General features: G+C 71.8%; 25 protein-coding genes and 2 pseudogenes. 14 read left to right on the forward strand and 13 right to left on the reverse strand.

The features are described 5' to 3' along the window. The 4 genes and pseudogenes from G5C51_RS23255 to G5C51_RS23270 form a co-directional block, all read left to right on the forward strand. Positions 1–1,554, forward strand: a 1,554-nt coding sequence (locus G5C51_RS23255) for a glycosyltransferase family 39 protein (protein WP_240929873.1), incomplete at its 5' end; no start/stop codon positions are given. Positions 1,555–1,559: 5 nt separating this feature from the next. Continuing rightward, complete coding sequence (locus G5C51_RS23260; RefSeq protein ID WP_165240117.1) at positions 1,560–3,164, forward strand: glycosyltransferase family 39 protein; 1,605 nt, start codon at positions 1,560–1,562, stop codon at positions 3,162–3,164. Then, positions 3,164–3,910: a polyprenol monophosphomannose synthase gene (locus tag G5C51_RS23265; RefSeq protein ID WP_165240118.1), complete on the forward strand. Its 747-nt coding sequence runs from the start codon at positions 3,164–3,166 to the stop codon at positions 3,908–3,910. The genes G5C51_RS23260 and G5C51_RS23265 overlap by 1 nt, the downstream gene beginning before the upstream one ends. A 137-nt stretch (positions 3,911–4,047) precedes the next feature. Continuing rightward, positions 4,048–4,449: pseudogene (locus G5C51_RS23270) on the forward strand (GtrA family protein); the annotation flags it as partial. Positions 4,450–4,459: 10 nt separating this feature from the next. Here the strand turns inward: G5C51_RS23270 and G5C51_RS23275 are convergent. The 6 genes from G5C51_RS23275 to G5C51_RS23300 form a co-directional block, all read right to left on the reverse strand. Continuing rightward, positions 4,460–4,915: an SSI family serine proteinase inhibitor gene (locus tag G5C51_RS23275; protein ID WP_165240120.1), complete on the reverse strand. Its 456-nt coding sequence runs from the start codon at positions 4,913–4,915 to the stop codon at positions 4,460–4,462. A gap of 24 nt (positions 4,916–4,939) precedes the next feature. Next, positions 4,940–6,415, reverse strand: coding sequence for a sensor histidine kinase (locus tag G5C51_RS23280; RefSeq protein ID WP_165240121.1), 1,476 nt, complete (start codon positions 6,413–6,415; stop codon positions 4,940–4,942). Continuing rightward, the gene (locus tag G5C51_RS23285) at positions 6,412–7,149 is read right to left on the reverse strand and encodes a response regulator transcription factor (protein ID WP_338118274.1); all 738 of its coding nucleotides are present in this window, start codon (positions 7,147–7,149) and stop codon (positions 6,412–6,414) included. The genes G5C51_RS23280 and G5C51_RS23285 overlap by 4 nt, the downstream gene beginning before the upstream one ends. Positions 7,150–7,153: 4 nt before the next feature. Further along, a complete protein-coding gene (locus G5C51_RS23290) occupies positions 7,154–8,260 on the reverse strand; it encodes a S1C family serine protease (RefSeq protein ID WP_165240122.1) in 1,107 nt (368 codons plus the stop codon). A gap of 86 nt (positions 8,261–8,346) precedes the next feature. Beyond that, the gene (locus G5C51_RS23295; protein WP_165240123.1) at positions 8,347–9,369 is read right to left on the reverse strand and encodes a substrate-binding domain-containing protein; all 1,023 of its coding nucleotides are present in this window, start codon (positions 9,367–9,369) and stop codon (positions 8,347–8,349) included. Positions 9,370–9,425: 56 nt separating this feature from the next. Next, complete coding sequence (locus G5C51_RS23300; RefSeq protein ID WP_165240124.1) at positions 9,426–10,184, reverse strand: response regulator transcription factor; 759 nt, start codon at positions 10,182–10,184, stop codon at positions 9,426–9,428. A gap of 212 nt (positions 10,185–10,396) precedes the next feature. Between G5C51_RS23300 and G5C51_RS23305 the strand changes: the two genes are divergently transcribed. Continuing rightward, positions 10,397–11,221 carry an alpha/beta hydrolase gene (locus G5C51_RS23305; protein WP_165240125.1) on the forward strand — a complete coding sequence of 275 codons (825 nt, stop codon included), beginning with the start codon at positions 10,397–10,399 and terminating at the stop codon, positions 11,219–11,221. A gap of 58 nt (positions 11,222–11,279) precedes the next feature. Here G5C51_RS23305 and G5C51_RS23310 read toward each other — a convergent pair whose 3' ends face one another. Further along, on the reverse strand, positions 11,280–13,250 hold the full coding sequence (locus tag G5C51_RS23310; RefSeq protein ID WP_240929874.1) for an ABC transporter ATP-binding protein: 1,971 nt from the start codon (positions 13,248–13,250) through the stop codon (positions 11,280–11,282). Further along, positions 13,247–14,980, reverse strand: a complete 1,734-nt coding sequence (locus G5C51_RS23315) for an ABC transporter transmembrane domain-containing protein (RefSeq protein WP_165240126.1) — start codon at positions 14,978–14,980, stop codon at positions 13,247–13,249. Before G5C51_RS23315 ends, G5C51_RS23310 begins: the two co-directional genes overlap by 4 nt. Positions 14,981–15,125: 145 nt before the next feature. Between G5C51_RS23315 and G5C51_RS23320 the strand changes: the two genes are divergently transcribed. Continuing rightward, a complete protein-coding gene (locus tag G5C51_RS23320; protein ID WP_165240127.1) occupies positions 15,126–15,395 on the forward strand; it encodes a MoaD/ThiS family protein in 270 nt (89 codons plus the stop codon). Positions 15,396–15,401: 6 nt separating this feature from the next. Continuing rightward, on the forward strand, positions 15,402–17,744 hold the full coding sequence (locus G5C51_RS23325) for a hypothetical protein (RefSeq protein ID WP_165240128.1): 2,343 nt from the start codon (positions 15,402–15,404) through the stop codon (positions 17,742–17,744). Positions 17,745–17,808: 64 nt separating this feature from the next. On the opposite strand, the gene G5C51_RS23330 is transcribed toward G5C51_RS23325, so the two are convergent. Further along, positions 17,809–18,687 (reverse strand): alpha/beta fold hydrolase, encoded by an 879-nt coding sequence (locus G5C51_RS23330; protein WP_165240129.1) that lies wholly within the window; start codon positions 18,685–18,687, stop codon positions 17,809–17,811. Positions 18,688–18,801: 114 nt separating this feature from the next. On the opposite strand from G5C51_RS23330, the gene G5C51_RS23335 reads away from it, so the two are divergent. From G5C51_RS23335 to G5C51_RS23350, 5 genes are all read left to right on the forward strand, one after another. Then, positions 18,802–19,506, forward strand: a complete 705-nt coding sequence (locus G5C51_RS23335) for an LmeA family phospholipid-binding protein (RefSeq protein WP_165240130.1) — start codon at positions 18,802–18,804, stop codon at positions 19,504–19,506. Between the two features lie 141 nt (positions 19,507–19,647). Then, the gene (locus tag G5C51_RS23340; RefSeq protein WP_165240131.1) at positions 19,648–20,352 is read left to right on the forward strand and encodes an LmeA family phospholipid-binding protein; all 705 of its coding nucleotides are present in this window, start codon (positions 19,648–19,650) and stop codon (positions 20,350–20,352) included. A gap of 193 nt (positions 20,353–20,545) precedes the next feature. Beyond that, a complete protein-coding gene (locus tag G5C51_RS44325; RefSeq protein WP_420000423.1) occupies positions 20,546–20,629 on the forward strand; it encodes a putative leader peptide in 84 nt (27 codons plus the stop codon). Between the two features lie 143 nt (positions 20,630–20,772). Then, on the forward strand, positions 20,773–21,612 hold the full coding sequence (locus G5C51_RS23345) for a sulfurtransferase (RefSeq protein WP_165240132.1): 840 nt from the start codon (positions 20,773–20,775) through the stop codon (positions 21,610–21,612). A 41-nt stretch (positions 21,613–21,653) separates the two neighbouring features. Then, entirely contained in the window at positions 21,654–21,941 is a 288-nt protein-coding gene (locus G5C51_RS23350) for a DUF1416 domain-containing protein (RefSeq protein WP_165240133.1), read from the forward strand. Between the two features lie 94 nt (positions 21,942–22,035). Here G5C51_RS23350 and G5C51_RS23355 read toward each other — a convergent pair whose 3' ends face one another. After that, on the reverse strand, positions 22,036–22,911 hold the full coding sequence (locus G5C51_RS23355; RefSeq protein ID WP_165240134.1) for a LysR family transcriptional regulator: 876 nt from the start codon (positions 22,909–22,911) through the stop codon (positions 22,036–22,038). A gap of 43 nt (positions 22,912–22,954) precedes the next feature. On the opposite strand from G5C51_RS23355, the gene G5C51_RS23360 reads away from it, so the two are divergent. Next, entirely contained in the window at positions 22,955–23,536 is a 582-nt protein-coding gene (locus G5C51_RS23360; protein WP_165240135.1) for a class I SAM-dependent methyltransferase, read from the forward strand. Here G5C51_RS23360 and G5C51_RS23365 read toward each other — a convergent pair. From G5C51_RS23365 to G5C51_RS23375, 3 genes are all read right to left on the reverse strand, one after another. Next, entirely contained in the window at positions 23,511–23,879 is a 369-nt protein-coding gene (locus G5C51_RS23365) for a VOC family protein (RefSeq protein WP_165240136.1), read from the reverse strand. The two genes, G5C51_RS23360 and G5C51_RS23365, sit on opposite strands and share 26 nt — an antisense overlap. Before the next feature lie 78 nt (positions 23,880–23,957). Next, the gene (locus G5C51_RS23370) at positions 23,958–24,194 is read right to left on the reverse strand and encodes a DUF3099 domain-containing protein (protein ID WP_165240137.1); all 237 of its coding nucleotides are present in this window, start codon (positions 24,192–24,194) and stop codon (positions 23,958–23,960) included. A 20-nt stretch (positions 24,195–24,214) separates the two neighbouring features. After that, positions 24,215–24,577: a DsrE family protein gene (locus G5C51_RS23375; protein WP_165240138.1), complete on the reverse strand. Its 363-nt coding sequence runs from the start codon at positions 24,575–24,577 to the stop codon at positions 24,215–24,217. Positions 24,578–24,679: 102 nt separating this feature from the next. On the opposite strand from G5C51_RS23375, the pseudogene G5C51_RS42585 reads away from it, so the two are divergent. Continuing rightward, positions 24,680–24,897 (forward strand): annotated as a pseudogene (locus G5C51_RS42585) (hypothetical protein); the annotation flags it as partial.

Raw genomic sequence — 24,897 nt, forward strand, 5'->3', positions numbered from 1 at the left:
GCCCCCGAGCCCGCACCACCGCCCCCGGCGTACACGCTCCCCGAAGTCCGCGAATCCGCCTGGGGCGTGGACTCGCGTCGCGCCACCCTCGTCGGCCGCGGGCTGCTGCTGTGCATCCTCGCGGTGCAGGCGGTGCTGTCGCTGCGGCTGAAGGGCACCGCCTTCCAGGACGAGGCGCTGTACATCGGCGCGGGCCACCACGAGCTGGCCAACCTCCGCGACGGCACGCCGCTGCCGGTCGACTTCGCCGGCTACTTCTCCGGCCACCCGAAGCTCTATCCGGTGCTCGCCGCGCTCGTCGACGACCGCTTCGGGCTCACCGGCGTCCGCCTCGTCAGCCTCGGCTGCATGCTGGCCGCCACCGCGCTGCTCTACGCCACCGCGCACCGGCTGTTCAACGCCCGCGCGGCGCTCGGCGCCGCGGCGCTGTTCTCCGTCGTCCAGTCCACCGTCTTCCTCGGCAACTTCGCCACCTACGACGCCCTCGCGATCTTCCTGCTCGCGCTCGCCTTCTGGCTGGTCGTCCGCACCGACCGGGCCCACCCGCTCGCGGTGCTGCTCGCCGCCTTCCCCATCGCGCTGGCCTGCGCGGTGAAGTACGCGTCGGGCCTCTACGTGCCGACGCTGCTCGCCGCCGCCGCGCTCACCGCCTTCCCGCACCGCGTCCCGCGCGGCCTGGCCCGCGGCCTGCTCCTCGGGGCCGGGACCGCCGGGCTGCTCGCCGCCGGATACATGCTCTCCGGGCCGCTCGGCGGCATCAGCGGCACCACCACGAACCGCGCCCACGGCGGCGACGACGCGCTGAAGATGCTGCAGCACAGCGCCAGTTGGGGCGGGCTGCTGTTCCTCGCCGCGCTGGGCGGCACCCTCGCCTACACGGCGCGGGCCCGGATGGGCGAAATGCCGTGGGTCGGCGGCGGCGAGCCGGGGGCGGCGCGCCGCTTCACGCTCGGGATGGTGCTCACCGGCACGGCGCTGCTGGCGCCCGCGTACCAGATCCATCTGCAGACCGAGGTCTCGCTCTTCAAGCACGTCGGCTTCGGCCTGCTCTTCGCCGCGCCGATGGCGGGCCTCGGCCTGGTCCGGCTGATCGGGCCGCACTTCCGCCATCCACAGCTGGGGATCATCCTGTACGTGCTGACGCTGACCTTCGGCATGGTGCAGGCGCACCAGCAGTACAGCTTCGCGGACTCCACGCAGGTCAACGCGTATCTGCGGACGATCGTGGACCGCAAGGGCCAGTATCTGGTCGAGGAGCAGGAGGTCCCGGCGTACTACCTGCGGGACGTCACCGCCTGGACCCAGTGGCAGAACACGTACACCTTCAGCTACAAGTCCCGCGCCGGGAAGCAGCTCGACGGGCCCGAGGCCTACGCGGCGGCCGTGCGCGACGCCCACTTCGACGCGATCGTGCTGCACGGCGGCGTCACGCCGGAGACGAACGCGGCGGTGCGCAAGGCGCTGCGCGGCAATGACCGCTATCGCCTGGGCGGTGTCTTCCCGTTCACCACGAGTGCCGGCGAGGGCGCGTACCGGGTGTGGGTGAAGCGGTGACGACCATGGCCGAGCCCTACACATCCGAGGCCCCGGAGGCAGCCGAGCCGGGCCCGCGCGCCCGCGCCCGCGCGGCCCGCGCGCAGCGGCAACCGGGCGGCCGCTTCGCCGCGTTCCTGTGCTTCGTGCTCCCGGCGGTGGCGGCCCTCGCGCTCACCCTGCACCGCAACGACCAGCGCCAGCTGTGGCGCGACGAGCACGCCACCTGGTGGGCGGCCACGCTGTCCTTCGCGGACCTCGGCTCGCTGATCCGCGGCATCGACGTCGTCTTCACCCCGTACTACGTCCTCATGCACCTGTGGGTCATGGTCGCCGGCGACGACCCGGCGATGCTGCGGGTGCCGTCCGCCGCCGCCATGGGCGCCTCGGCGGGGCTGCTCGCGCTGCTGGGGCGGCGGCTTTTCGGGGCGCAGGCGGGAATGGCGGCCGGGCTGGCCTTCGCGGTGATCCCGGCCGTGACCCGGTACGGGCAGGAGTTCCGGCCGTACGCCTTCGCGGTGGCCGCGGTGCTGCTGTCCACGCTGCTGCTGGCGCGGGCGCTGGACCGGCCGTCGTTCAAGGTCTGGGTCGCGTACACGCTCTCCATCCCGCTCGTCGGCTGGAGCCACCTGGCGTCCATGGCCGTCATCGCGGCGCATCTGCTGATGATCGAGTATGCCCGGCGGCGGGGCGATGTGATCGCCGGCTGGGCCTTCGCCGCGGCCGGCGGGCTGGGGCTGTGCTTCGTCCTGCCGATGGCCGCCCAAGGGTCCGGCCAGAGCGGCCAGATCGCCTGGAACAACCCGGTCTTCGACGATCTGCTGAACTACCCGGCGGACCTCTTCGGCGGCTGGGGCGTCGCGGTGCCGGTGATGGGCCTAGGCGTGCTCGGGCTGTGCTTCGCCGGCCGGTACGCGCTGCCGCTGGCGACCTGGGCCGTGCTGCCGCCGGTGGTCACCTATCTCACCGCCGATCAGCTGCACCTCTTCCTGCCCCGCTATCTGCTCTTCACCGTCCCGGCGTGGCTGCTGCTCGCGGCCGTCGCGCTGGCCCGGGTGGCAGGGCCGCTCACCGGCAGGAAGGCGGGCCGCGGCCACCCGGGACGGCTGGTCATCGGCTGGCTGCTGGCGGGCGCCGCCCTCGCCGCCCTGGTCACCCAGGCGCTGCCCGGCATCCGCGAGGCCCGCGAACAGCCGCTCGGCGAACCGGACTTCCGGGCGGCGGCGGAGCTGATCCGCGACGACGGGCGCGCCCGCGACGGCATCGCCTTCAGCGGCCAGCTCGCCGAGCGGCGGGCGATGGACTACGAGCTGCGCGACGACGCGGACCGCCCGAAGGACGTACTGCTGTACCGCACACCGCAGGAGCTCGGCTCGTACGGCGCCGGCGAATGCCCGCGCCCCGCCAAGTGCCTGGCGAAGACCGACCGGCTGTGGGTGGTGACCACGTCGGACCCCGGCAACCCGTTCCACGACATGCCCGCGGCCACCCGCGCCGTCCTGAAGCGCGACTTCCGCGCCGTACGCACCGAGAAGCTGGACGACGTCCAGGTCCTGCTGCTGAAGCGCACCCGCGAGGTTCCCGGCACGTCCCGCGAGGACTCGCCCGCCGACCGCAAGGTCCACACCTGATGAGGGAGTACCCGACCGTGCCCGATGCCCCGCTCACGATCGTCATGCCGACCTACAACGAGGCGGCGAACCTCCCGCGCATGGCCGAGGCCGTGCTCGGGCTGCCGGTTCCCGGGCTGCGGCTGCTGGTCGTCGACGACGCCAGCCCGGACGGCACCGGGGAGCTCGCGGACGAGCTGGCGGCCAAGTACGACGGCAGGCTGAGCGTGCTGCACCGGGCCGGTAAGGAGGGGCTCGGGCGGGCGTACGCCGCCGGTATGGGGCGGGCGCTGGCCGAAGGGGCCGCGTACGTCGTGCAGATGGACGCCGACGGCAGCCATCCGGTGCATGTGGTGCCGCAGCTGCTGGGCACCGCGCAGGCCACCGGCGCCGGCTTCGTGGTGGGCAGCCGGTACGTGGACGGCGGCTCGCTGGACGAGGAATGGGGCCTGCACCGCCGCCTGCTCTCCCGCTTCGCCAACCGCTACGCCCGTACCGTCCTCGGCACCCGCATCAAGGACATCACCGCGGGCTTCAACCTCTGGTCGGCCGAGACCCTGCACGCGGTGGATCTGGCGACCCTCGACAGCGCGGGCTACAGCTTCCAGGTCGAGCTCAAGTACCGCGCCGCGCAGGCCGGTCACCACGGGGTGGAGATCCCGATCCGCTTCGAGGAGCGGACCGAGGGCACCTCGAAGATGACCCTCGCGACCCAGCTGGAATCGGCCCTCGTACCGCTCCGCCTGCGGCTGCGCGGCCGCCGATGACGGCGTTCGCGGCCCTGGAGGAGCACGAGGAGACCGAGGTCCAGCGGACGCTGAAGCTGCGCGCCGTCGCGCTGCCCGCCGCACAGGTGGTGCAGGGCGCGCAGGGCGGCCGGCTGCGCAAGGACTCCCAGCTCACCCGGCTGCTGGTCTTCGGCGCCATCGGCGCCTCCGGCTTCCTCCCCAACCTCGGCGCTCTGCACCTGCTGGTCGGCGCCGGCATGCACTACCTCCCGGCGGAGATCGTGGCCAACCAGGCGGGCGTCCTGTGGAACTTCGTCCTGACGGAGTTCCTGCTCTTCCGCGACCGCCGCGGCCACCGCCACTGGGCGGACCGCGCCGGCCGCTTCGCCCTCCTCGCCAACGCCGACCTGCTGCTGCGCATCCCGCTGATCGCGCTGCTGGTGTCGATGTTCGGCCTCCCGGTGCTGCCCGCGACGGCGGTGGCGCTGGGGCTCACCTTCGTGCTGCGGTACGTCGCGACGGAGGCCCTGGTGTACCTGCCGCGGCGGCGGGCGCGCGGCAGGCACCGGAGGGGTTAGCTACCAGCGACTAGCGCAGTACCGGGGCTTCGGTCCGGTAGTTGAAGATCTGGCCGCCGGTGGCGAGGTTGGCGGCGCACGCGTTCGGGTATTCGTCCGAGCTCCAGTGGACGATCCTGCCGTCCCAGTGGCCGTACGCGCGGACCGTGACCGGCGCGTACTCCATCGTGCACATGGCCTCGGTCTCCGGCAGCTCGTCGAAGTCGCCGTCCGCGTGCTCGATCGCCGCGCACGCCTCCACCGCGCCGGGGTGGTTGCCGCCCGCCGGGTCGCAGGTGAGATAGGCCAGCTCGACCTTGTCCGGGTCGTTGACGCTCTGCGTCGCCAGGACCAGGTGGCTGCCGGCCTTCTTCGGCGGGTCGTCGTGGTCGGCCGCGGCGGCCGGGACAGCCTGGGCGAGGACGGCGGCGGCGAACGGCAGGGCGAGCGCGGCGCGCACGCCGCGGCGGAAGTGAAGACGGCTCATGCGCACCAGGCATAGCCGATCAGGTCAGTCCGCCGCCGGACCCTCACCCGTACGAGGCATGCCGTTGGTCGCATCGGTGGGCGGCGGGGCGGGCGGCGCCTCGGGCGCGCCCGGAATCCGTACGGACGCGAGGGTGCCACCACCGTCGGCCGCCCGCAGCTCAATGGCGCCGCCGGCCTGCTGCACGGTGCGCGCGGCGATGGAAAGCCCGAGCCCGCTGCCGGGCAGCCCGCGATGGGCGGGCGACCGCCAGAACCGCTCGAAGACATGCGGCAGGTCGTCCGGCGGGATGCCGGGTCCGTGGTCGCGTACGGTCAACTCACCGCTCTCGGGATGAATCCGGACCTCGATCTCTGCTCCCTCCGGAGAGAACTTCACGGCATTGTCGAGCAGATTCACCACGGCCCGCTCCAGCGCGACGGGCTCGGCCCGTACGAACCAGGGCGCGAGCTCGGCTACGACACCGACCCGGTCGGCGGCGCGGAGGCGGGCGCGGGAAACGGCCTTCTGCGCGATCTCGTGCAGCCCGACCACCTGCGGAGGCCGCGCGCCAGGCACGGTGTCGGGGCGGGCCAGCTCCTGCAGATCCCCGATGAGGGCGGCAAGCTCGGCCATCTGCGCCTTGACGGAGGTCAGGAGCTCCTTCTTGTCCCCGGGCGGGAGCGGACGCCCGGATTCCTCACTGCGGGCGAGGAGTTCGATGTTCGTACGGAGCGAGGTCAGGGGCGTGCGCAGCTCGTGGCCGGCGTCGGCGATGAGCTGCTGCTGCCGCTCACGGGAGGAGGCGAGGGCCTCGGTCATGGCATTGAAGGAGCGGGAGAGGCGAGCGATTTCGTCGTCGCCTTCGACGGGGATGCGCACGCTGAGGTCCTCGGTGGCGGCCACGTGCTCGACCGTCCCGGTGAGCCGCTCGACGGGGCGCAGGCCTGCGCGGGCGAGGGCGACACCGGCGCCGGCGGAGCCGATGGCGCCTGCGGCGGCCAGGATGGCCAGGACGATGGCGAGGGTGTTGAGGGAGTCGTCGACCTCGCTGAGAGGGCGGGCGACGATCACGGAGGCGCTGTAGCCATCCAGTTGCCTGGTGAGGGCGCGGTACTTGGTGCCGTCGGAGGCGATGACGGTGCGGAGCACCTGCGTGGGCTCGCCCTTGGCGATGTCGGTGTCCTCGTCGTCGACCGGGAGCGAGTCCTTACCGATGATCACGCACCGGTCCCCCTCCGGGGTCACCGTCTGCACGGTCAGCGTCCGCTCGGCCAGCTCCAGCACCCTCCCCTCCCGCTCCGGAAGCTTGTCGACGCACTGTCCGTCGGCCGTGAGGTTGGCGAGCATCTCCGGATTCAGCCGGGTCTTCCGCAGCTCGTCATCCAGCGACGAGATCAGCTGCCCCCGCACCAGAAACCACGCCACCGTCGCGCACGCGGCCACCGCCACCGCCACCGCCGCCGCGGTGAGCAGCGCCAGCCGCGACCGCAGCGGCAGCCGGTTGAGCCGGGCGATCAACGGTCCGCGCTCCCGGCGTCAGCCGCCCGCAGTACGTAGCCGACGCCCCGCACCGTATGCACCAGCCGCGACGCGCCCCCCGCCTCCGTCTTCCGCCGCAGGTACATCACGTACACGTCCAAAGAATTCGAGCTCGGCTCGAAGTCGAAGCCCCACACCGCCTTCAGGATCTGCTCGCGCGTCAGCACCTGCCGCGGATGCGCCAGGAACATCTCCAGCAGCGTGAACTCCGTCCGGGTGAGCTCGATCGCCCGCCCGCCCCGCGTGACCTCGCGCGACGCGAGGTCCATGCGCAGGTCGCCGAAGGCCAGCACCTGGGAGTCGTCGTCGAGCGCGCCGCTCTCCTGGGCGTACGAGCTGCGCCGCAGCAGCGCGCGGATGCGGGCGAAGAGTTCGTCGAGCTCGAAGGGCTTGACGAGGTAGTCGTCGGCGCCGGCGTCCAGGCCGGTGACCCGGTCGCCGACCGTATCGCGCGCGGTCAGCATCAGGATCGGCGTGGTGACCCCGGTCGCCCGCAGCCGCCGGGCCGCCGTCAGGCCGTCCATGCGCGGCATCAGCACGTCGAGGACGATGAGATCCGGCCGGTACGCGGCGGTCTTCTCCACCGCGTCCAGGCCGTCGACGGCAAGCTCGGTCGCGTAACCCTCGAAGCCGAGGCTGCGCTGGAGTGCCTCGCGCACGGCGGGCTCGTCGTCGACGACCAGGATCCGGGATTGAGACGTAGCTTCGCTCACGAGGTCAATTGTTCCGCAGCTCGTCGAGGTTCTTCTTCACGTCGTTGACCGGGATCGAGAAACCGAGCCCCATGCTGCCCGAGTCACCGCCGCCGCCATTGGACGAGGAGTACATGGCGGAGTTGATCCCGACGATCTCGCCCTTCATGTTCACCAGCGCGCCGCCGGAGTTCCCGTGGTTGATGGAGGCGTCCGTCTGTATGGCCTTGTACGTCGTGGTGTCGCCGCCGACCTTGCCGTTGTACTGCTCACCGCCGAAGCCGAACGGCCACTCCTGGCCCTGCCCCTGCGGGTCCTGCTGCTGCGGGTCCTGGTCCTTCTGCACGGTCACATCACGGTCGAGCGCGGAGACGATGCCGCTGGTCACGGACCCGGACAGGCCCTCGGGGGAGCCGATGGCGACGACCTGGTCGCCGACCTTGAGGTCGTCGGAGTCGCCGAGCGTGGCGGGCTTCAGGTCGTTCTTGCCCTGCGCCTTGATCAGCGCCATGTCGTGGTCGGGATCGGTGCCGACGACCTCGGCGGTCGCGGAGGAGCCGTCGCTGAACTTCACCTTGATGTCCGTAGCGCCGGAGATGACGTGGTTGTTGGTGAGGATCTCGCCGCCCTTGGTGATGACGACGCCGGAGCCGATGGACTTGCCGGCGCCCGTGACCGCCTCGATCTCGACGACGCTCGGGCTCACCGCCTCCGCGACGGCGGAGATGCCGCTGCTGCCGGCGGAGGCGTTGGAACCGGACACGATCCCGCTGCCGCTCGCGGACGCGGAGTCGCCGGTGAGCTCGTTCGCCAGCACGGCGCTGCCGCCGCCGACGGCACCGGCGACGATCGCCACGGCGGCGAAGAGCGCGAGCGGGCGGCGGGCGCGGCGCCGCGACCTGGGCTCGGGCTCGGGCCCCGGCACGGGTGCGGGGGCACCGCCCTCGCCGAAGCCCGCGTACGGCGGCTGCGCCGGGGGCGAAGGCGGTACGGGCGGGCTGGGCGGCGCCGGCGGCACCATCCCGGCCCCGCCGGCCTGCGTCTGAGGCACCCCCGGCCACACGGTGACACCGTCACCAGCGGAGTAGGGCTGCTGCTGGTCATCACTGCTGCGGTACCTGTCGTCGTTCATGACAACGACGATCCCGCCGCAAGATGAGAGCGGCCTGAGACCGGCTTAAGAGGTCCGACAGAAACCCGTATGCCCGATATAAAGACTCACGCGCACCCGCAGGACTGCCGCACCACCAAGCGCGACGGGAACTGCTTGATCCGCGACCGCCGCGGCGCGTCCCGCGGCTCCTCGTCGTCGAGCACCAGCTCCACGGCCGCCCGAGCCATCGCTTCCCGATCCGATGCCACAGTCGTCAGCGGCGGGTCCGTAAGAGCCGCTTCCTTCACGTCGTCGAAGCCCGCGACCGCGAGGGAGCCCGGTACGTCGATACGCAGCTCCCGCGCCGCCCGCAGCAGCCCGATCGCCTGGTCGTCCGTCGAGCAGAAGACGGCCGGCGGCCGGTCGGGCCCTGCCAGCAGCCGCAACCCGACCTCGTACGCGCCGTACCGGTGGAAGGGCGCCTCCAGCAGCCGGCCCTCCGTGGAGATCCCGGCCTCGGCCATCGCCCGCCGCCAGCCCTCGATGTGGTCGGTCACCGGGTCGCCGACGATCGGCGTCCCTTCCACCCCACCGAGGCAGGCGACATACGGGTGCCCGTGCTCCAGCAGATGCCGCGTGGCCAGCTGCGCGCCGCCGACGTCGTCCGTCACGACCACGAAGTCGTCCGGCGACTCGCGCCGCTCGTGCAGCAGCACCACCCGCGCGTCCCAGGCGTCTATCTCCGCCGCCGCGATGTCGCTCGGGCCCTGCGTGACCAGGATCAGCCCGGATACCTGCATGCCGAGGAAGGCGCGCAGGTAGTGCACCTCGCGGTCGTCCCGGTAGTCGGAATTGCCGACCAGGACCATCTTTCCGCGGTCGTTCGCGGCCTGCTCGACCGCGTGCGCCATCTCCGCGAAGAACGGCTGCCGGGCGTCCGGCACGATCATGCCTATGAGGTCCGTACGCCGCGAGGCCATCGCCTGCGCGACCCGGTCAGGGCGGTAGCCCAGCTCCGCGATCGCCGCCAGCACCCGCTCCCGGGTGGCGGGCGCCACCGGGCGGGGTCCGTTGTTGATGACATAGCTGACGACCGCGGTGGACGTGCCCGCGAGCCGTGCGACATCGTCTCGCGTCACCTTGGCCACGCGGGCAGTCTACGCGGGATGACCGGTCCTGACCTGGCCCGCGTATAACGGAAGGGCTATGGCTTCCGGCCCGACTCCCGGGCTGCCTCCTTCGTCACCTTTTCGGCTTCCGCGGCCGCTGACTCCGCGGCCTCGCGCTCGACCTTCTCCGGCGCGACGAAGCGGTAGCCCACGTTCCGTACGGTCCCGATCAGCGACTCGTGCTCCGGGCCGAGCTTCGCGCGCAGCCGTCGTACGTGCACGTCGACCGTCCGCGTACCGCCGAAGTAGTCGTAGCCCCAGACCTCCTGCAGCAGCTGCGCCCGGGTGAAGACCCGGCCGGGGTGCTGCGCGAGGTACTTGAGCAGCTCGAACTCCTTGAAGGTCAGGTCCAGCACCCGGCCCTTGAGCTTGGCGCTGTACGTGGCCTCGTCGACCGTCAGGTCGCCGTTGCGGATCTCGGTCGGGCTGTCGTCGGTGGGGATCTGCTGGCGGCCGAGCGCCAGCCGCAGCCGCGCCTCGACCTCGGCGGGACCCGCGGTGTCCAGCAGCACGTCGTCAATGCCCCAGTCCGCGGTGACGGCGGCGAGGCCGCCCTCGGTCACCACCAGGACCAGCGGGCAGCCGGGGCCCGTGGAGCGGAGCAGCTGGCACAGGCTGCGGACCTGCGGCAGGTCGCGGCGGCCGTCGATGAGGATGACGTCGGCACCGGGCGTATCGATGAGGGCCGGGCCCTCGGCGGGGGCCACCCGCACGTTGTGGAGCAGCAGCCCCAGGGCGGGGAGAACCTCGGTGGACGGCTGGAGAGCGTTGGTCAGCAGCAGGAGAGAGCTCATCGCCGGCCTCCTTCGGTGGCCGTGCTGGTCGGTCGGTCACTGCGCTTGCCCATGGCGGTGGCTCCTCCTCGTTGTCCGCGAGGACGTCTGCGGCACTGCTTCTTACGGCTTGCTGCTCGCGACTCCCGAGGCGCTCTGTCCAAGCTCCCTGAAAGCACGAAAGGACCCGGGGGCAACCTTGCCCGGATCCTCTGCGAGTCAGAATAGCCCACATGAGTTCCGTACCGGAGGCCGCTTCCGATCACAGTTGCGTACCGCGCGTCACATCACCTTCACAGGAGCCCGCACGCACCGCGACCCTGCACGCCTCGGACGGAGTACCGATCGAGGCCGCCTACGACCCGGGGCCGGCCGGCTCCGAGCTGGTGATCGTCGTGGCGCACGGCTTCACCGGGCGGCTGGCGAAGCCCGCGATCCGGCGGACGGCGGAGGTGTTCGCGCAGCGTGCGGGGGTGGTCACGTTCTCGTTCCGCGGGCACGGCGGGTCCGGCGGGCGATCCACCGTGGGCGACAAGGAGGTCCTCGACCTCGACGCGGCGGTGGCCTGGGCGCGGACACTCGGGCATGAGCGGGTGGCCACGGTGGGCTTCTCGATGGGCGGCTCCGTGGTGATCCGGCACGCGGCGGAGGCGCGCAGGGGGCGCACTGGAGCATCACCCGATGTAGTGGTGGCGGTAAGCGCTCCTGCGCGGTGGTTCTATCGGGGTACGGCCCCGATGCGACGGCTGCACTGGGTGGTGGAGCGCCGCCTGGGCCGGGTGATCTCGCGGCTCGGCCTGAAGACCCGCATCCATCACGAGCGCTGGGACCCGGTCCCGCTGTCCCCGGTGGAGTCGATGCCGCTGATCCCGCCGACGCCGGTCCTGATCGTCCACGGCGACCAGGACGGTTATTTCCCGCTGGACCACCCGCGCTCACTGGCGGAGGCGGCGCCGGAGGCGGAGCTGTGGATCGAGGAGGGCATGGGCCACGCGGAGAACGCGGCGTCGGAGGAGCTGCTGGAGCGGATCGGGGGATGGGCTGCAGAACGCGCGTAGCCGGGGGGCCTGGGGGCGGAGCCCTCAGATCATTCAGCGGTGAACCGCGGCGTAGCCGCTACGCTTCCTCCGCCACCGGCGCCGCGAACTGGGCCTCGTACAGCCTCGCGTACGCGCCGTCCGCCGCCAGCAGCGTCTCGTGGTTGCCCTGTTCCACGATCTGCCCGTGCTCCATTACGAGGATCACGTCCGCGTCGCGGATCGTGGACAGGCGGTGGGCGATGACGAAGCTGGTCCGGCCGGTCCGCAGCTCCGCCATCGCGTGCTGGATCAGCACCTCGGTCCTGGTGTCCACCGAGGACGTCGCCTCGTCTAGGACCAGGATCGCCGGCTCGGCGAGGAACGCCCGGGCGATGGTGATCAGCTGCTTCTCGCCCGCGCTGACGCCCGTGCCCTCGTCGTCCAGCACCGTGTCGTAGCCGTCGGGGAGGGTCCGTACGAAACGGTCGACGTGGGTGGCCTTCGCGGCTTCGACGATCTTGTCCAGGGAGGTGCCCGCCGGCGCCCCGTACGCGATGTTCTCCGCGATCGTGCCGCCGAAGAGCCAGGTGTCCTGGAGGACCATGCCGATGTTGGCGCGCAGCTCCTCGCGCCGCATCTTCGCGATGTCGACGCCGTCGAGGACGATCCGGCCGCGGTCCACCTCGTAGAACCGCATCAGCAGATTGACCAGCGTCGTCTTGCCCGCGCCGGTCGGGCCGACGATCGCGACCGTCTCGCCCGGGCTGACGGACAGGGACAGGTTCTCGATCAGCGGCTTCTCGGGGTCGTACGAGAAGGAGACGTCCTCGAAGGAGACCTGGCCGCGGACGTGGTCCGGGTGCTCGGCCGGCTGCGGGTCGGGGGCCTGCTCCTCAGCGTCGAGCAGCTCGAAGACGCGCTCGGCGGAGGCGACGCCGCTCTGCACGAGATTCGCCATCGAGGCGATCTGGCTGAGCGGCTGGCTGAACTGGCGGGAGTACTGGATGAAGGCCTGGACGTCGCCGATCGAGAGAGCTCCGGACGCGACCCGAAGGCCGCCCACGACCGCGACCAGCACGTAGTTGAGGTTGCCGATGAACATCATCGCGGGCTGGATCAGGCCGGAGATGAACTGCGCCTTGAACGCCGACCGGTAGAGGTCGTCGTTCTCCTTGCGGAAGATCTCCGCCGACTCGTGCTGCCGCCCGAAGACCTTCACCAGCGAGTGGCCGGTGTACATCTCCTCGACGTGGGCGTTGAGCTTGCCCGTCGTCTTCCACTGGGCGATGAACTGCGGCTGGGCGCGTTTCCCTATCTTCGTCGCGACCAGGATCGACAGCGGCACGGTCACGAGGGCGACGAGCGCCAGCAGCGGCGAGATCCAGAACATCATCGCCAGCACGCCCACGATGGTGAGCAGCGACATCACGATCTGGCTGAGTGTCTGCTGCAGCGTCTGCCCGACGTTGTCGATGTCGTTGGTCGTACGGGAGAGGACCTCGCCGCGCGACTGCTTGTCGAAGTACGCGAGCGGGAGCCGGGACAGCTTCGCCTCGACGTCCTCGCGCATCCGGTACACCGCCCGCTGCACGATCGTCGTCGCCAGCCGGGCCTGCACGATGCCGGCGGCCGCGGCGACGGCGTAGGCGAGCGCGGCCCAGCCGAGGACCTGCCCGACCGCGGTGAAGTCGACGCCGCTGCCCGGGACCACATCGAGCCGGTCGACCATGTCGGCGAGGGTGCCGTTGCCGTCCCGGCGCAGCGCCTCGACGGCCTGGTCGGTGCTGGTGCCCGCGGGCAGCTGCCGGCCGACAAGACCGGCGACGATGTAGTCGGTGGCGTGCCCGAGCAGCTTGGGCGCGATGACGACGAGGCCGATCTGGATGATGAGCAGGGCCAGTGCCGCGCAGACGATCCCCCGCTCCGGGCGGAGCATGCGCAGCAGCCGCATGGTGGAGCCGCGGAAGTGCATCGCCTTTTCGGTGGGCTGGCCGCCCATGAAGCGGGCCGGGCCCATGGCGGGGGCCGGGCCGCGCTGCGGGGTGGCGGGCTGCTTGGCGTCGCTCATGCCGCCTCCGCCTCGGTCAGCTGGGACAGGACGATCTCCCGGTACGTGTCATTGCCGGCCATCAGTTCGTGGTGGGTGCCATCGCCGACGACCCGCCCCTCGTCGAGTACGACGATCCGGTCCGCGTCGCGGATGGTGGAGACCCGCTGGGCGACGATCACGACCGTCGACTCGCCGGTCTCCCGGCCGAGCGCGGCCCGCAGCCGGGCGTCGGTGGCGTAGTCGAGGGCGGAGAAGGAGTCGTCGAAGAGGTAGATCTCCGGCTTGCTGACCAGGGCGCGGGCGATGGAAAGCCGCTGCCGCTGGCCGCCGGAGACATTCGAGCCGCCCTGCCCGATGGGCGCCTCGAGGCCGCCCTCCATCTGCTCGACGAAGTCCTTGGCCTGCGCGGTCCGCAGCGCGTGCCAGAGCTCCTCGTCGGTGGCGTCCGGATTGCCGTAGCGGAGGTTGGAGGCGACGGTGCCGGCGAAGAGGTAGGGCTTCTGCGGTACGTAGCCGATGGCGCGGGCCAGCAGCGCGGGGTCGAGGTCGCGGACGTCCACGCCGTCGACGAGAACCTGTCCGCCGGTGACGTCGAAGAGCCGCGGGACGAGGCCGAGCAGGGTGGACTTGCCGCTGCCGGTGGAGCCGATGACGGCGGTGGTACGGCCGGGCTCGGCGGCGAGGTCGATATCGCGCAGCACCGGCTCCTCGGCGCCGGGAAAGCGGAACTCCACGTCCCGCAGCTCCAGATGCCCGCGGCGGGGCAGCTCGGTGACGGGCTCCGCCGGCGGCACCACCGAGGTCTCGGTGCTCAGCACCTCGTCGATCCGCTCGGCGCACACCTCCGCGCGCGGCATCATCATGAACATGAAGGTGGCCATCATCACGCTCATGAGGATGTACATGAGATAGGAGAGAAACGCGGTCAGCGCGCCGACCTGCATGGCACCGGAGTCGATGCGGTGGGCGGCGAACCAGACCACGGCCACGCTGGAGATGTTCACGATGAACATCACCGAGGGGAACATCAGCGACATCAGCCGGCCGCCGCGTACCGCCGTCTCGAAAAGATCCTGGCTGGCCTCGCCGAAGCGGCGCTGCTCGTGCTCGTCCCGGACAAAGGCGCGGACCACACGGATGCCGGTGATCTGCTCGCGCATGATGCGGTTGACGTTGTCGATGCGCTCCTGCATCGACCGGAAGATCGGCCGCATCTTCCGCACGATCAGCGTCACCAGGATCCCGAGCGCCGGGATGATGGCGAGCAGCAGCGAGGACAGCGGCACGTCCTGGTTGAGCGCCATGATGATGCCGCCGACACACATGATCGGCGCGGCGACCACCAGGGTGAACGCCATCAGGCACAGCATCTGTACCTGCTGCACGTCATTGGTGGTGCGGGTGATCAGCGACGGCGCCCCGAAGTGGCCGACCTCGCGGGCGGAGAACGACTGCACGCGGTCGAAGACGGCGGCGCGGATGTCGCGGCCGAGGGCCATGGCGGTGCGGGCACCGAAGTAGACGGCGGTGCCGGCGCAGAGGATCTGCAGGACCGTTACGGCGAGCATGACGCCGCCGAGGCGGAGGATGTAGCCGGTGTCGCCCTTGATCACGCCGTCGTCGATGATGTCGGCGTTCAGGGTGGGGAGATACAGCGTCCCGAGCGTGGCGACGAGCTGCAGCGCGACGATCTTGAGGATGTCGGCCCGGTACGGGCGCAAGAAGACGCGGAAAAGTCGGACGAGCACATAGGCAGCCTACGGTGGGGGCGGGCGCGGCGCCGGGTGTGACGAAGCACCCTGCGGCGGTGTCCGGGCCGTGCCGCATCATGGAGGGCGCCCCTTCGGGGCCGACGTCCCCGAGGGGCCGCGCCGATCGCAGGAAGGACCCGCCATGACGGCCACAGCCACCGGCACGATCCGGTACTGGGCGGCAGCCAAGTCCGCCGCCGGCACGGGCGAGGAGCCGTACGCCGCGGCCACGCTCGCCGACGCGCTCGCGGCGGCCCGCTCCCGGCACGCCGACCGGCCGGAGTTCGCGCGCGTGCTGCTGCGCTGCTCGTTCCTGGTCGACGGCGCTCCGGTGGGGACCCGCGACCACGCCGCGGTGCGACTGGCGGACGGGGGGACGGTTGAGGTTCTGCCGCCCTTCGCGGGAGGGTAGGGCGCGATGAGCAACGAACCCCACGATCCGCCGTACGGCGGCGAGCAGCCGTACGGATACGAGACGCCGCTTCCGTACGAGGTCGCGCCCGAGCAGCAGCCGCATCCCCACCCCCATCTGCACCCGCATCAGGGCGTGCCCGGGCAGGGGATGCCTGCGGCGCCGGGCGATGGCTACGACGTGGCCGGCGGGCAGGACCCGTATGCGACGGGGCCGGATTCCGGGGCGTACATCACCGGCCTGGAGGGCCAGCCGGGGTGGGACGCGGGCGTGGGCCCGGAGCCGCACGCCGAGGCGGCATACCCGCCGCCGGTCCCCGAGCAGGGCAGCCCGCAGCCGAGCGAGGGCGCGGGCTATGCGACGGGGGCTTTCGCCGGTGAGACGGCGTATCTGCCGCACGAAGCGCCGGGAGCCGGCGGGGGCTCCTTCGCCGAGACCTCGTACCAGTCACCCGTATCGGCGGACGAGGCCCACGGCTCGGCGTCCTTCCCGGGGGCGTCGTACCAGCCGCACCACGACAGCCCGGCCGCACCAGCGCACGTATACCCGGATGCCGCTGGCGGAGCCGGATCCTTTACGGAAGCCGCGTACCTGCCGGATGGCGACGGTGCGCAGCAGCACCGGCCGGAGGGCGCGCTCGACTCGGGCGCTTTCGCGGCGGGGACGTACCAGCAGCCGGCGCAGGACGACAGCTTCGCCGCCCACCAGGGACCCGGTGTCCCAGCGACCGCCGACCCGCTCGCGTCAGCCGACCCGCTCGGCGGGGGCGAGCCCGTATGGCCCGAGGGCTGGGAGCGGCCCGCGCAGGCGGATGACGGCCCGCAGACCGAGATCGGGGCCGTACTACCGGATGCCCCCGGCTCGGCACCGACCGGGCGCCGGAGACGGATGCCGGGCGGCCACCAGGCCGCCGAGCCGGACGCGGCCGAGACCGCGTATCTGCCCCCGGTCACCAACACCGGACCCACTTCCGCCCCCACCGGCCGCCGCAGGCGCCAGACGCCTGGCGGCGAGCCGCCGCACGGCGTATCTCCGGACGGCCAGTCGCCTGTCGACGGGTCGCCGCACAGCCGGTCGCCCCACAGCCTGTCGCCGCATGGTCTGTCTCCGGACGGCCCGGCGCCGCACGGCCTGTCTCCTGACGGCCGGTCGCCCCTCGACGGGTCGCCGCTCAGCCAGTCGCCCCACGGCCCGTCACCGACCGGCCCGTCTCCTGACGGCCGGTCGCCCCTCGGCGGCCCGCCACACGGCCAGTCGCCCCACAGCCCGTCCCCGACCGGCCCGTCGGCCGCCGCCGTGCCGGATGTGGCCGAGACGGCCTATCTGCCGCCCATCACCGACGACTCGCCTGCCCCGGACGTCGCCTCCACCGCCTACCTGCCGCCCATCACCGACGACACCCCGCCGCCTCCCGGCGTGGAGTCTGGCCGCCCGGCCGGTACGGCCACGGGTCATCCGGGCGCTCCGGGCCCCGGCCACCCCAGCGCCGGTGCCCCCGCCGCCGCAGGCATCGCACCGCCCGGCAGCCTCCGCCCCGACGGCGAGATGGGGCCGCCCACGCTCCACGGTGCCCCCGCCCGCCGGCGGCCCGCGCCGCCCGCCTCTGAGCTGCGGGCTGACGGGCGGTCGCCGATCATATGGCCCGGTGGGCAGCCCGCCGCGGTCACCGCCGGGATCGGGCTGCTCCTCCTGCTTGCCACCGCCTTCGATACGCGGCCCGGGCTCGCCGGGGTCGTCGCCGCGCTGCAGGTCGTCACCGCCGCCGGGTGGTTCCGGTTGAACGGGATGTGGCCCGCCCGCCAGGGCATCGCGCTGGCCGCCGCCGGCGGGATCACCGCGACCGCGAGCATGCTCGCCTTCGATCGCGCGCAAGGCCCGGCCGTCGGGCTCGGTGCGCTCGGGGCGTGGTCCCTGGTGATCATCATCGTCCAGCTGCGCAACACCACGCCGTCCGACGACCGCCTGAACTCCCTCACCGCGACCGTCGGCGCCACCCTCTTCGCCGTCCTCGCCGCCGGCTACCTCGCCGCGGAGCCGGACGCCGTGATCACCGGCGCCGCCGCGGTGTCGGTCGCCACGCTGGTACGGGCCGTGCCGCTGCCGCCCATAACGGGACCGGTCGTCGCCGCGCTGGCCGCCGCGGCAGCGGGCTTCGCGGCGGGTGAGATCACCGGCCTCGGCACCGGCGGCGCCCTGCTCGGACTCGCGGCCGGCTGTTCGGCGCTGATCGGCCTGCGGACGGCGAGCTACGACTTCCCGTCGCGCTTCGTCCACATGACGGCGGGCGTCACGCTCCCGCTGGCCCTGGCCACCCCGGCGATCTACCTGCTGGGCAGGGCACTGGCGTAACGCAGGGCACGCCGGCCGGCGCAGGCGCAGGGCACCGACCCAGCGCAGCGCACGCCGGCCGGCGTCACCCGTGCACGCGCCCGAGGAAGTCCCGGATCAGGCCCGCCATCTCCTCCAGGTGCGTCTCCAGCAGCCAGTGCCCGCCGTCGAGCAGATGCAGCTCCGCGTCCGGCAGGTCCCGCAGGTACGCCCGCGCGGCGCCCTCCGGCATGTAGCCGTCCTGCGGGCCCCAGGCGATCAGCGTCGGCGGGCGGTGGTCCCGTAGATACGCCTGGTACCGGGGGAACCACTCCAGGTTCTCCCGCAGGCCCTCCATCAGCCCGACCATGACCTCCCGCCGCTCGGGGGAGGAGAGCAGCGGCCAGGACAGCCGCCACAGGTCGGGGCTGATCCGCTCGACGAGCCGGTCCTCGACCTCGCCGACGAACTCCGCGCGGAAGCCGTCCTCCGTGACCGCCTCCAGCAGCCGGCTGCGGCCCTCGGCGGTCGGCCGCTCCCAGTACTCCTTGAGCGTCTTGTACTTGGGGCCGAGCTGGTCCTCGTAGATGTCGCCGTTCTGGATGATCAGCGCCGCCACCCGCTCCGGAGCGCGGATGGCCAGCCGCAGCCCGATCTGCGATCCGTAGTCGTGCAGATAGAGGGCGTAGCGCCGTACGCCGAGGGCCTCGGTGAACTGCTCCAGGAAGCCGGCGTAGCCGTCGAAGTCGTAGCGGAACGCCGCCGGGTCCGGGGTGTCGCTGTAGCCGAAACCCGGGTAGTCGGGAGCGAGCAGCCGCCAGCGGTCGGCCAGCAGGGGGATCAGGGCGCGGTACTGGAAGGACGAGGACGGGTAGCCGTGCGGGAGCAGCAGCACCGGGGCGTCCGGTGGGCCGGCCTCGCGGTAGAAGACCCGGATTCCGTCGACGGTCAGGTAGCGGTGGGCGGTGGCGGTCGTGGGGGCCATGGAGCATTGCCTTGCCGCTGCCCCCGCGGGCGAAACGCGCCCTCCGCAACGCCCGCTCCCCACACCATCCCCACCTCGCACAGCGGCCCCAGGCGACCGCGTACGCTCGGCCCCATGCGCGCGCTCAGGTACGCCCTCATCGGCCTGGTGATCATCGCCGCCCTGGCGGTCGCCGGCGACCGCTTCGCGCTCAACCGCGCCGAGGATCGTGCGGCGTCCGACGTGCAGCGCGAGTACGCGCTGGAGAAGAAGCCCAAGATCGACATCAAGGGCTTTCCCTTTCTCACCCAGGTGCTGAGCAAGGAGTTCGGCCACGTCGCCATCGACCTCAGCGGCATACAAGCCACCAGCGGCACCGGCGGCGGCGCCCCGCTGAAGCTCGCGAGCGCCCGCGCCGACCTTCGCGATGTGCGCGTCATCGGCAACAACTGGGACCGCGCCCGCGCCCAGCGCGCCGAGGGCAAGGTCCACCTCGACTACGACGACATCTCCGCCGCCATCCCCGGCGGCATCGTCCAGGTCAGTTACGGCGGCGCCGACGCCGCCGGCAACAAGCAGGTCAAGGCGGGCGTCGAGGTCCCGATCATCGGCGAGCAGTCCGCGACCGGCACCATCAGCGTGCACGGCGGCGACACGATCCGGATGAAGGCGACCAACACAAGTGGCCTCCCGGCATTCGTCCGCAAACAGCTCAACTGGGAGTGGAAGATCACCGACCTCCCGGCCGGCATCACCCTGAAGTCGGTGGACATCGACAAGGACGGCATCGACATCACCGGCGGCGGGACCGACGTCGACCTGCAGGAGACGCCGCGCTAGGCGGCTGAGTCCGAACTCGCGTCGCGGCGTGCGCCGAGGGTGCGTGCCGGGCGTCGGGGCGCAGACGCGAGTTCGGACTCGGTCGGCTAGGGTTCCAGGCCACCGCTTGACGCTTTACCCGACCGGGGGCCTGACACCACCATGCGCGCACTGCGAATACTTCTCGTTCTCTTCGCCGTCTTCAGTCTCATCTTCGTCGCCGCCGACCGCATCGCGGTCAAGTTCGCCGAGGACAAGGCGGCCGAGAAGATCCAGTCCCTGCACGGGCTCGCCGGGAACACCGATGTGCTGATCAAGGGCTTCCCGTTCCTGACCCAGGTGGCGCAGAAGGAGCTGGACCACATCGACGTCCGGATGACCGGCGTGGAGGCCGGCGCCGCCGGCGGCAGCGACAAGATCACCATCTCCGAGCTGAGCGCGCGGTTCACCGGCGTCACCGTCGGCAGCGACTACGCCAGCGCCACCGCCGCCAGCACCGAGGGCACCGCCCTCATCGGCTACGACGCGCTGACCAAGGCCGCGGGCAAGCAGGGCGTCAAGATCTCCTACGGCGGCGGCGGCAAGGTGAAGGTCACCGCGGACGGCGACACCCTGGGCACCGGCCGGGAGGGCACCGTCCTGTCCACCGTCACCACCAGCGGCGGCGACACCGTCCGGGTGCGCGCCGACGAGGTGCCGCCGGAGGCGGCGCGACTGCCCGGCGGCGAGGAGCGGGTGCGCCGGTCGGTGGATGTGACGCAGCAGGTCGACGGCCTGCCCGAGGGCATCGAGCTGGGCGCCGTCACCGCCACCGTCGACGGCGTCAGCGTCGAGCTGACCGGCGAGAACGTGCGCCTGGCCGGCTGACGGGCCGGCTACCGGGTCGTACCGAATCGTGAGACCCGCGCGTCCAGCAACCAGCAGGACGACCCGCCCCCGCGGCCACAAGGCCGCAAAGTGCGCCATCGACCCCCCATTCTGTCCCACATCGCGGACGATCTCATCTCACCATCCGACACACCGGTGACACACCCGCCCACGCCTCCGTACGATCGGGCGCATGAAGCAGCGACAGGCGGATCTCACGAAGCGGCGGGCAGTCGACCTGTGCCGCGTTTCCGCCATGCTCTGTCGCGCCGCCTGAGCCCGGGCCGCAGCGACCTGCGGGCGCAAAGCTCGCGTCCACTCCGCCGCCCGTTCCCGGCACCCCGCCCGTATCCGCGCTCCATCGCGCGCTGCGCGCGCCCGCGCACCGAACCGCCGCAACTGCCCCGGAGGAGAAACAGTATGAGCCGCAGTGACGTCCTCGTTGACGCCGACTGGGTCGAGGCGAATCTCGACAGCCCCAACGTCGTCGTCGTAGAGGTCGACGAGGACACGTCCGCGTACGAGAAGAACCACATCAAGAACGCGATCCGGATCGACTGGAAGCGCGACCTGCAGGACCCGGTCCGCCGCGACTTCGTCGACCAGGAGCAGTTCGAGGCGCTGCTGAGCCAGCGCGGCATCGCGAACGACGACACCGTGGTGCTCTACGGCGGCAACAACAACTGGTTCGCCGCCTACGCCTACTGGTACTTCAAGCTCTACGGCCACCAGAACGTCAAGCTTCTCGACGGCGGCCGCAAGAAGTGGGAGCTGGACTCCCGCGACCTGGTCACCGAGGTCAAGCAGCGTCCGGCGACCACGTACACCGCCAAGCCGCAGGACACCTCGATCCGCGCCTTCCGCGACGAGGTCGTGGACGCCATCGGCACCAAGAACCTGGTCGACGTCCGCTCCCCCGACGAGTTCAGCGGCAAGCTGCTCGCCCCGGCCCACCTGCCGCAGGAGCAGTCGCAGCGCCCCGGCCACGTGCCGAGCGCGGCGAACATCCCGTGGTCGAAGTCGGCCAACGACGACGGCACCTTCAAGTCGGACGACGAGCTGAAGGACCTCTACGAGGGCGAGGGCGTGGACCTGGCCAAGGACACCATCGCCTACTGCCGCATCGGTGAGCGCTCCGCGCACACCTGGTTCGTGCTGCACGAGCTGCTCGGCCAGACCAACGTCAAGAACTACGACGGCTCGTGGACCGAGTACGGCTCGCTGGTCGGCGTGCCGATCGAGATCGGCGCCGGCAAGTAAGACCCCCGATCGGGACCCCTCTTCAGAAGGACGGACAGCATATGTGTGGAGCCCAGGCAGGCGGCCCTGACGCGGCGACGATCAAGGCCGGCGAGACCACCATCCAGGGGTCGGTGACCCGCGACGGCGAGCCGATCACCGGTTACGTGCGACTGCTCGACTCGACCGGCGAGTTCACCGCCGAGGTGCCGACCTCGGCGACCGGCCAGTTCCGCTTCTACGCGGCCGAGGGCACGTGGACCGTACGGGCCCTGGTGCCGGGCGGCACGGCCGACCGCACCGTGGTCGCCCAGCAGGGCGGTCTGTCGGAGGTCGCCATCGCCGTGTGACGGCCGGCGGCGGCTCAGCAGCTCTACGGGCCCGTGCCCCCGCGATGGGGGTGCGGGCCCGTGGTTTTGCTTTACGGTCCCACGGTCCGCCCGGTCAGGGCCGCGCCGCCAGCTCGCGCAGCAGGCTCAGCATCGCGCCCGCCGCCGCGGTGCGGTGCTCGCGCGGGGCGACGGCGGCGTACACCCGGCGCTTGGGCAGCGCCGGGGCGGTGGCGCACAGCGCGATGTCGGCGCGTACCGCCGGGGCGGTGAGGGTGGGCATCAGCGTGATGCCCACGCCCGCGGCCACCAGCGCCTGCTTGCCGCCCCAGTCGTCGCAGGTGAAGCCGATGCGCGGCGGCCCGCCGAGGGCGTCCGCCAGCTTTCCGATCGGGCCCAGGCAGTCGGGGTGCGCCCCCTCGATCCAGGTCTCGTCGCGCAGTTCGCGCAGCGGCACCTTCGGGCGGCGGGCGAGCGGATGGCGTACGGGCAGGGCCACCCGCAGCTCCTCGTCCAGCAGCGGCACCAGGTCGACGTCCCCATCCACCTCGTCCCAGTCGGTGACCAGCACGACGTCGACCCGCCCGGCGTGGATCGCGTCCGGGCCCTCCTGCACCAGGCCGACCTCGATGCCCGGATGGGCGTCCCGGAAGCGCCGGATGGCGGCCGGCACGAACGCCGTATTGGCGCTGGGGAAGGCGGCGACGCGCACCCGCCCCGACCGCAGCCCGGCGAACGCCCCCATCCGGACCTCCAGCGCGCCGATCCGGTCGAGAATGCCGCGCGCCTGCTCCAGCGCCACCTGGCCGGCGGCCGTGGGCTCGATGCCGCGCGGCACCCGGCGGAACAGCTCGATGCCCAGCTTGCGTTCGAGCCCCGCGATCTGCCGGGAGACGGCCGGCTGCGTCATCGTCAGCGCCTCGGCGGCGGCGGAGAAGGAGCCGCGCTCGCCCACCTCGACCAGCACCCGCAACGCCCAGGTATCCAGCATGCGTTGAGCTTATACGTGGCATGCAAGACCTGCAGTTGTGCGCATGGCTGCCCAACCCGACGCTAAGGGCATGGACTTCATCGAGCACAGCCTCCCACCGGCCCCCGCCCGCATCCTGGACGCCGGCTGCGGCGACGGCGCGCTGGCCGCCCGGCTCATCGAGCGGGGTTACGCCGTGACCGCGATCGACGTGGACCCGGCGCTGCGGAGCCCGCTGGTGCGGGTGGCCGACATCTGCACGTACGAGGACGAGCCCTTCGACGCCGTCATCTTCTCGCTGTCGCTGCACCACGTGCACAGCCTGGAGCGGGCCCTGGAACGAGCCCGGGCACTGCTCAAGCCGGGCGGCCGCCTCATCATCGACGAGTTCGCCCACGAAGCGGCCAACGACCGGATCGCGGACGCCTTCTTCGGCACCCCGGGTTCGCTCCCGCGCTGGCGGGAGCGCCACGGCGACTACCACACGGGACGCGCCATGCGTGCCGCCATCGCGGCCCGCTTCACCGTGGACGCGGCGCGGCGGGTCCCGTATCTCCACCGCTATCTGGAGGACGAGACCCACCGCCACACCGAGTCCGTCCTCGGCCTCCAGATCGCCGCTACAGCGGCACCTCGGCGAGGATGAACTCGTTGCCCTCCGGGTCGGTCACCATCGCGAACGGCCCCCAGGGCGCGGGGATCGGCTCGCCGACCTCGACGCCGCGGGCGATGAGCTCCGCGCGGGTCTTGGTGAGGTCGGTGGTGTGCAGCGTCGCCCAGTTGGTGAGGGCGGGTCTGTCCGGGTTGGCCGCCGCCGACAGGATGCCGATGTTGGCGTGCTGACCCGGCAGCCCGACCTCTATCCAGCGCAGCCCTGGGCGGACTTCCTTGTCGAAGCGCAGCTCGAAGCCGAGCTTGTTGACGTAGAAGTCGACGTATAGGTCCTGGTCCTGGACGTAGAGCGGAACCACACCAATGCTGTCGATCATCAGGATGAAGCCTCTCGTGGGCGCAGGGATGCGGTCAGCCTAGGAGGATCATTCAACTGATGTTCGAGGAACGCCTTTTCAGAGCTCGTCCCACCACTTGTCGTCCTTCTCCCACCGGTTCCCGGTGATGGCGGCGAGGGGTGGGATGAGCGCCGCTACGACGCACATCGCGACGGCGAGCGGGACGGACCAGCGGTACACGAAGAACCCCGCCACGGCGAACAGGCCCACGGCCGTGCCCATGAGCACGAAATAGCGCCGGCGCCGCCGGTACTGGCTGCGCGGTACGCGAGGGTCGAGGTCGAATCCCCTCATACCTCCACGGTACGCCCGCCTCAGTAGACGAGCGCCTGCACGCCGTCCGCCATGATCTCGCTGACGAAGACCTGGGCGCCGGCGATCCGTACGCCCTCGAGCACGTCTTTCTCGGTGATCTCGCGCCGGGCCGCGCACTGGGTGCACAGCGTGATCTGCCCGGCCGCCTGGACCGCCTCGATCAGATCCGGCAGCGGCGCCGCATGCGGCAGCTCGAACTCCGCGGCCCGCCCTGGCAGCGCGAACCACGACGACTCCCCGGTCAGCCACAGCGACACCTCGACACCGCTGGCCGCCGCCACGGACGCCACCGTGAACGCCTGCGAGCACCGCTCGGGCGCGTCCGCCCCCGCCGTCACCTTGATCACGAGCTTCTTCGCCATGCGGACCACTCTAGAGCGGCCGCCCTGTGACACTTCCGCGCGTTCGAGCGCTGTCCGAATACCTGCGCACCGGGTGCGCGAAAGATCCGTCCAGGGAGCCACGTGGATCCGAGACCGTCCGACAGACCGGCGTCCAGCTGGGATGCCTTCGGGCCACCGCCATCACACGGCCCGGCGGAGGACCCGCCGACGACCCGACTCGCGCCGGTCCAGGGCGACAGCCCGCCACCGCCCAGCTGGTCCCAGGGCCCCGCGCAGGCATACGACGCGGCGTCGTACGCCACGGATCCGTACGCCCCCAACACCTACCCCGCACCCCC

The sequence above is a fragment of the Streptomyces coryli genome, from assembly GCF_011044975.1.
In the GTDB taxonomy this organism is placed as follows: domain Bacteria; phylum Actinomycetota; class Actinomycetes; order Streptomycetales; family Streptomycetaceae; genus Streptomyces; species Streptomyces coryli.

Excerpts from the sequence above, each read along its gene's own strand:
- G5C51_RS23260 (WP_165240117.1), top strand. The coding sequence starts at position 1,560 with ATGGCCGAGCCCTACACATCCGAGGCCCCGGAGGCAGCCGAGCCGGGC.
- G5C51_RS23265 (WP_165240118.1), top strand. The coding sequence starts at position 3,164 with ATGAGGGAGTACCCGACCGTGCCCGATGCCCCGCTCACGATCGTCATG.
- G5C51_RS23275 (WP_165240120.1), bottom strand. The coding sequence starts at position 4,915 with ATGAGCCGTCTTCACTTCCGCCGCGGCGTGCGCGCCGCGCTCGCCCTG.
- G5C51_RS23290 (WP_165240122.1), bottom strand. The coding sequence starts at position 8,260 with ATGAACGACGACAGGTACCGCAGCAGTGATGACCAGCAGCAGCCCTAC.
- G5C51_RS23300 (WP_165240124.1), bottom strand. The coding sequence starts at position 10,184 with ATGAGCTCTCTCCTGCTGCTGACCAACGCTCTCCAGCCGTCCACCGAG.
- G5C51_RS23305 (WP_165240125.1), top strand. The coding sequence starts at position 10,397 with ATGAGTTCCGTACCGGAGGCCGCTTCCGATCACAGTTGCGTACCGCGC.
- G5C51_RS23310 (WP_240929874.1), bottom strand. The coding sequence starts at position 13,250 with ATGAGCGACGCCAAGCAGCCCGCCACCCCGCAGCGCGGCCCGGCCCCC.
- G5C51_RS23320 (WP_165240127.1), top strand. The coding sequence starts at position 15,126 with ATGACGGCCACAGCCACCGGCACGATCCGGTACTGGGCGGCAGCCAAG.
- G5C51_RS23325 (WP_165240128.1), top strand. The coding sequence starts at position 15,402 with ATGAGCAACGAACCCCACGATCCGCCGTACGGCGGCGAGCAGCCGTAC.
- G5C51_RS23330 (WP_165240129.1), bottom strand. The coding sequence starts at position 18,687 with ATGGCCCCCACGACCGCCACCGCCCACCGCTACCTGACCGTCGACGGA.
- G5C51_RS23335 (WP_165240130.1), top strand. The coding sequence starts at position 18,802 with ATGCGCGCGCTCAGGTACGCCCTCATCGGCCTGGTGATCATCGCCGCC.
- G5C51_RS23340 (WP_165240131.1), top strand. The coding sequence starts at position 19,648 with ATGCGCGCACTGCGAATACTTCTCGTTCTCTTCGCCGTCTTCAGTCTC.
- G5C51_RS44325 (WP_420000423.1), top strand. The coding sequence starts at position 20,546 with ATGAAGCAGCGACAGGCGGATCTCACGAAGCGGCGGGCAGTCGACCTG.
- G5C51_RS23345 (WP_165240132.1), top strand. The coding sequence starts at position 20,773 with ATGAGCCGCAGTGACGTCCTCGTTGACGCCGACTGGGTCGAGGCGAAT.
- G5C51_RS23350 (WP_165240133.1), top strand. The coding sequence starts at position 21,654 with ATGTGTGGAGCCCAGGCAGGCGGCCCTGACGCGGCGACGATCAAGGCC.
- G5C51_RS23355 (WP_165240134.1), bottom strand. The coding sequence starts at position 22,911 with ATGCTGGATACCTGGGCGTTGCGGGTGCTGGTCGAGGTGGGCGAGCGC.
- G5C51_RS23360 (WP_165240135.1), top strand. The coding sequence starts at position 22,955 with ATGGCTGCCCAACCCGACGCTAAGGGCATGGACTTCATCGAGCACAGC.
- G5C51_RS23365 (WP_165240136.1), bottom strand. The coding sequence starts at position 23,879 with ATGATCGACAGCATTGGTGTGGTTCCGCTCTACGTCCAGGACCAGGAC.
- G5C51_RS23370 (WP_165240137.1), bottom strand. The coding sequence starts at position 24,194 with ATGAGGGGATTCGACCTCGACCCTCGCGTACCGCGCAGCCAGTACCGG.
- G5C51_RS23375 (WP_165240138.1), bottom strand. The coding sequence starts at position 24,577 with ATGGCGAAGAAGCTCGTGATCAAGGTGACGGCGGGGGCGGACGCGCCC.